Raw genomic sequence first — 404 nt, 5'->3', positions numbered from 1 at the left:
TCGGTTATAGGAGCCCCCATAGCCGAGAACGGCCAGATCGGCGTGCAACTGCTTGATCGTGCGTTTTTGTTTGCGGGACTTGCCCGTCTCGACACGCAGCATCGCCGAGAGTTTGTCGGCGTATGGATCCAGCTTGCTCGGTCGGTCCGGAGCCGTGAACTGCGGCTCGACGCTGTCGGCGCGCAGGTACTTGCGAACCGTGTTCCGGGAAAGGCCGCTGCGCCGGGAGATCTCTCTGATCGAGAAATCGTCGCGGTGACGCCAGCGTCGAATGACACTCAATAACTCCATGTCGAGCACTCCAATGTCCCCCGCATCGATGGCGTGGGGACGAGTTCAAACATGGGTCAATTCTCGATGGAAAAAACGAGGCTGCCTGGGTCAGCTCTCAGTGGAAATCAACA

Annotated in this window: 1 pseudogene; it reads right to left on the bottom strand. The window is 58.7% G+C overall.

Annotated features, from left to right (window positions below):
* Positions 1–291, bottom strand: a pseudogene (locus ACZL02_RS24365) (IS21 family transposase); the annotation flags it as partial.
* Positions 292–404: the final 113 nt, after the last annotated feature.

The sequence above is a fragment of the Mesocryomonas fontinalis genome, assembly GCF_055730125.2.
The sequence above is the reverse complement of the archived record's forward strand: the minus strand, read 5'-3'. Positions and strand labels throughout refer to the sequence as shown.